Origin of the sequence: Piscinibacter sp., from assembly GCF_050175855.1 — a bacterium.
Taxonomy (GTDB): Bacteria; Pseudomonadota; Gammaproteobacteria; order Burkholderiales; family Burkholderiaceae_C; genus Piscinibacter.
This window is the reverse complement of sequence record NZ_JBFXIO010000419.1, coordinates 1-4,122: the sequence shown is the minus strand read 5'-3', so window position 1 is coordinate 4,122 and position 4,122 is coordinate 1. Positions and strand designations below refer to the sequence as shown.

Below are 4,122 nucleotides of genomic sequence, written 5' to 3'. Positions count from 1 at the left end.
CTCAAGCACGGCGAGATCAGGAACCTCGACATGCCGCCGATGACCATGGTGTTCACCGTCAAGGACAAGGCGATGCTCGACCCGATCAAGCCCGGCGACAAGGTGAAGTTCAAGGCCGCCAAGGAAGGCGGCACCTACATCGTCACCGAGATCCAGAAGCCCTGAAGGGCCCCGCGGCGCGAAGCGGCATGGACACGCTGGCGCACGCGCTGTGGGCCGGCATCGGCGTCGCAGCTGCGCGCCGCCGCGTGCCGATCCCGCGCGGCATCGCCCTGGCCACGGTCGGCATGGCGGTGCTGCCCGACCTGGCGCACCTGCTGCCGCTGCTGGCCGGCGGCGGAGGCCTGCGCACGCTGATCGACTACACCTTCGCCATGCCCGGCGCCGAGCCCGTGCTCGTGCCCTGGGTGGCGATGCTGTCGCACCACCTGCACTGCATCCTGCACAGCGCGGTGATCGCTGGCGTCGCCAGCGTTGTCGTGTGGAGATGGCGCCGCAGTTTGCTGGTGCCGCTGCTGGGCTGGTGGTCGCACATCGTGATCGACGTCTTCACCCACTCGGCGGACTTCTACCCGGTGCCGGTGCTGTACCCGTTCACGCAGGAGGGCTTCGATGGGCTGGCCTGGAACACGCCCGGTTTCCAGTGGGCCAACTACACGGCCATCGCGGTGGCACTGGCGATGCTCGCACTCACGCGGCGGCGGGCGCGCTGAGCCTACTGCAGCACCTGGTTGACGAAGTAGATCGTGGCCTTCACTGCCGCCCACATCACGCCCGAGACCAGTGCCCCGGCAGCCACGGCGGTGGCGAGCCCGGCCAGCACCCACAGGCCGTCTCGCTCGAGGATGCCCATCGCCAGCAGGCAGATGGCCAGCGCCGGCAGCATGTTGCCCAGGGGAATGGGCAGGAACACGGCGAGCGACATCAGCAGGCACACCGCACCCACGACCGACTCCATGGCGCCGACCGCCAGCGGCGTCAGGCGCGGCTTCATCAGCTTCTCGGCGCGCTCCAGCCAGGGCGAGACGCGCTCGACCATGGTCAGGAAGTCGCTGCGGGCCATCGAGCGCCGCGCGATCAGCGCCGGCAGCCAGGCTTTCATGTTGAAGGCCATCTGCGCCGCCAGGAACAGCATCGGCGCGCCGAGGATGGCCGAAGTGCCCGGCGGCATCGGCAGCACGTTGGGCAGGGCAAAGACGAACAGGAGCGCGGCCAGCGCCCGGTCGCCCAGCGCGTCGAGCAGGTCGGCCACGGCGATGCGCTCGCGGCGCTCGTCGCCGGCCAGTTCGCGCAGCATGTCCGAGAGCGTGAGCTTGAGCGGGAGCTGGTCGAGCGGGATGGGTTGGGTCATGCAGCGGGCGCGCATTCTAGCCAGCGCGCCCGGACTTCCATCAGGCAATCGTCAATCGCGCCAGCACCTCGGGGCTGCCATCGGCCCGGGCCCGCAGCACCAGCCCCTCGCCGGAGCTGCTGCCTTCGCCGGTCAGCGCCGAGAGCACGAACATGTGCGTGACCCAGACCTCGAAGCGCCCCGTGCGTTTCGAGGCCGCGGCCAGCGAACGCCGCAATGCACGCAGGGATTCGGCATTGGTGGCCTCGGAGTAGCCGCGCGGCGAGCCGAGCGTGGCGTCGATCTCCGGTGCGCCGAAGGCCAGCGTGGCGGTATCGATGCAGCGGCACCAGGGGCTGGAGCGCACGCGCTCCGGCTTGAGCGCGCGCTGCACGAACCACTCGCCCATGCGCCTGGCCTGCGCGCGGCCCTCGTCGTTGAGGTTGCGCTGCGTACTGCAGTCGCCGACCTTGAAGCCCGGCGGGTCGAAGGTGCCCGGCGCCAGCGCGTGGCGGAAGGCGATCACCACGCCGCCGGCGCGCAGCAGGGTCTCGGCGTCGGCCGCGCGGGCCGCACCGAGCGGTGAGGCCAGGGCAGCCAGCAGCAGCGGGCGGCGCGCGACCATCGCCTCAAGCCACCGGCTGGAAGGCGTAGCCCGAACCCTGGGCGACGGCATTGCCGAAGGCGGGGAAGGGGAAGTGGAAGCCGCCGATCGTCGCCTTGGCGTCGACGATGCGCTGCAGCACCTCGCGGCGCACCTTGCGTGCGGCTTCGGCATCCATGTCGAAGGTCACCGCCCAGTCGGGGTTGCGCGCGAACAGCGCCGGCACGTTGGTCAGGTCGCCGACGTAGAAGAAGCTCTGGCCGCCGGACTGCAGCTGGAACAGCGTGTGGCCCGGCGTATGGCCGAAGGCCGCCACCGAGCGGATGCCCGGCGCCACCTCGCCGCCCGGCTCGAAGCGCACCAGCATGTCGGACGGCATCTGCGCGAACACGCGGCGTGCGTTCTGGAAGGCGCCCTTCATGCCCTCGGGCGCGGCATTCATCTTCGCGTCGTCCATCCAGAAGGCGGCCTCCGGCGCCGGCACCAGCACCTTGGCCTTGGGGAACACGAACTCGCCGGCCTTGTTGCGCAGGCCGTTGATGTGGTCGCCGTGGAAGTGGGTGATCAGCACGGTGTCGATGTCGCCCGGCTGCACGCCGGCGGCGCGCAGGTTCTCCAGCAGCTTGCCGGTGGTCGGGCCGCCGAACTCGCCCAGGCCGGTGTCCATCAGGATGCGGCGGCCGCCGGCGATCACGAGGAAGGGCGTGAACGGCACGTCGATGTATTCGGTCGGCAGGTTCTGCGAGGCAAGCAGGGCGCGCACCTCGGCGATCGGCGCGTTCTTGACGAACTCCTCGCCCAGCGGCCGACGGGCGATGCCGTCGATCAGCGAGACCACCTCCACGTCTCCCACCTTCATGCGGCGGAAGCCCGGCGAGGGCAGCGTCGGCGTGCCGAAGTTGGGCGCGTTCTGCGCCCACACGGGCACGAAGGAGCCGGCGGCGTAGGCGAGCGGGGCGGCGACGGCGGCACCGAGGAACTGGCGGCGAAGCATGTACGACTCTCCGGTACTGTTGTGAACGGATGGGTCGCGATGATGGCGAGGCGGCGCCGGCCGCGTCCAGCCTATCGAAATGCCGTAGCCGATAGTGGGGTTATGGATGACGGCCCGCGTCAGGCGGGCGTCACGCGCCGGTAGCGGTTGAAGTGGAAGGCAGTGCCGTCGCCGGCCGTGCGCCCTTCCGAGGTCAAGAGCCGGAACTGGCCGCGCGGCCAGTCGGGGAAGAACGCATCTCCTTCGAACTCGGCGTCGACCTCGGTGAGCTCGAGTTCGTCGGCCCGCGACAGGGCCAGCGCGTAGAGCTCGGCGCCGCCGATCACGAACACCTTGTCCGAATCGTCCACTTGGGCCAGCGCCTCATCGAGCGAGCCGGCGCGCTCGGCGCCTTCGGCATGCCACGCCGGGTTGCGCGTGACCACCACGTTGCGCCGGCCGGGCAGGGGGCGGAAGCGCGGCGGCAGCGAATCCCAGGTCTTGCGGCCCATGATCACCGGGCAGCCCATGGTGACGCGGCGGAAGTGCTTCTGATCCTCGCTCTCGTGCCAGACCAGTTCGCCGCCGCAGCCGATGACGCGGTTGCGGGGGACGGCGGCAATGAGGGCGAGGGTGGGGCGGCGTGCGGTCATCCGCCGCATTGTCGGCGCATTGTCGGCGCCGGCTTCAGGCTAGCGCGGCGGCCTCGCGGCCGGCTTCGAGATGGTGCTGCATCAGCGCCTGCACGCGATCGGCATTGCGTGCCTTCAGCGCCGCCATGATCTGGCGATGTTCCTTCAGCGAGGCTTCGAGACGGCCCTGCTTGAGCAGCGACTGCGCACGGTTGAGCTTCATCACCTTGCGCAGGTCGGCCACCATCTGGATGCGCCACCGGTTGTCGGCGATCTCCAGCAGCCGCATGTGGAAGCGCTCGTTGGCAGCAAAGAAGCGCGCGCGGTCGTCGAGCGCGTTCTCCAGCTCGTCGTGGATGGCCAGCAGCTCGGCCATCTCGTCGGCGGTGGCCTTCTGTGCCGCCACGCGGGCGGCGTCGGCTTCCAGCAGCGCCAGCAGGTGGAAGACCTCGGCCAGGTCGCGCTCAGACACCTCGGTGACGTAGGCGCCGCGGCGCAGCTTCATGGTCACCAGGCCTTCGGCGGCCAGCACCTTCAGCGCCTCGCGCAGCGGCGTGCGGCTGATGCCGTACTCGGCGCACAG

The 4,122-nt window shown here is 70.3% G+C and carries 7 protein-coding genes; 2 read left to right on the top strand and 5 right to left on the bottom strand.

Features of this window, described 5'->3' with window-relative positions; all coding sequences use genetic code 11:
* Both AB7U92_RS22920 and AB7U92_RS22915 read left to right on the top strand, forming a co-directional pair.
* On the top strand, positions 1-165 hold a 165-nt coding region (locus AB7U92_RS22920), incomplete at its 5' end, for a copper-binding protein (protein ID WP_428582456.1).
* A 23-nt stretch (positions 166-188) separates the two neighbouring features.
* Positions 189-713, top strand: coding sequence for a hypothetical protein (locus tag AB7U92_RS22915; RefSeq protein ID WP_428582454.1), 525 nt, complete (start codon positions 189-191; stop codon positions 711-713).
* Positions 714-715: 2 nt separating this feature from the next.
* Here the strand turns inward: AB7U92_RS22915 and AB7U92_RS22910 are convergent, their stop codons facing one another.
* From AB7U92_RS22910 to AB7U92_RS22890, 5 genes are all read right to left on the bottom strand, one after another.
* Positions 716-1,351: an exopolysaccharide biosynthesis protein gene (locus AB7U92_RS22910; protein ID WP_428582452.1), complete on the bottom strand. Its 636-nt coding sequence runs from the start codon at positions 1,349-1,351 to the stop codon at positions 716-718.
* 40 nt (positions 1,352-1,391) lie between these two features.
* Positions 1,392-1,955 (bottom strand): histidine phosphatase family protein, encoded by a 564-nt coding sequence (locus AB7U92_RS22905; protein ID WP_428582450.1) that lies wholly within the window; start codon positions 1,953-1,955, stop codon positions 1,392-1,394.
* Positions 1,956-1,959: 4 nt separating this feature from the next.
* The gene (locus AB7U92_RS22900) at positions 1,960-2,928 is read right to left on the bottom strand and encodes an MBL fold metallo-hydrolase (protein ID WP_428582448.1); all 969 of its coding nucleotides are present in this window, start codon (positions 2,926-2,928) and stop codon (positions 1,960-1,962) included.
* A gap of 119 nt (positions 2,929-3,047) precedes the next feature.
* On the bottom strand, positions 3,048-3,560 hold the full coding sequence (locus AB7U92_RS22895; RefSeq protein ID WP_428582446.1) for a dihydrofolate reductase: 513 nt from the start codon (positions 3,558-3,560) through the stop codon (positions 3,048-3,050).
* Positions 3,561-3,594: 34 nt separating this feature from the next.
* Positions 3,595-4,122, bottom strand: a 528-nt coding sequence (locus AB7U92_RS22890) for a GntR family transcriptional regulator (protein ID WP_428582444.1), incomplete at its 5' end; no start/stop codon positions are given.

Bases quoted from the DNA above. Each gene is read 5' to 3' on its own strand.
- AB7U92_RS22915 (WP_428582454.1), top strand. From the start codon at position 189: ATGGACACGCTGGCGCACGCGCTGTGGGCCGGCATCGGCGTCGCAGCT.
- AB7U92_RS22910 (WP_428582452.1), bottom strand. From the start codon at position 1,351: ATGACCCAACCCATCCCGCTCGACCAGCTCCCGCTCAAGCTCACGCTC.
- AB7U92_RS22905 (WP_428582450.1), bottom strand. From the start codon at position 1,955: ATGGTCGCGCGCCGCCCGCTGCTGCTGGCTGCCCTGGCCTCACCGCTC.
- AB7U92_RS22900 (WP_428582448.1), bottom strand. From the start codon at position 2,928: ATGCTTCGCCGCCAGTTCCTCGGTGCCGCCGTCGCCGCCCCGCTCGCC.
- AB7U92_RS22895 (WP_428582446.1), bottom strand. From the start codon at position 3,560: ATGACCGCACGCCGCCCCACCCTCGCCCTCATTGCCGCCGTCCCCCGC.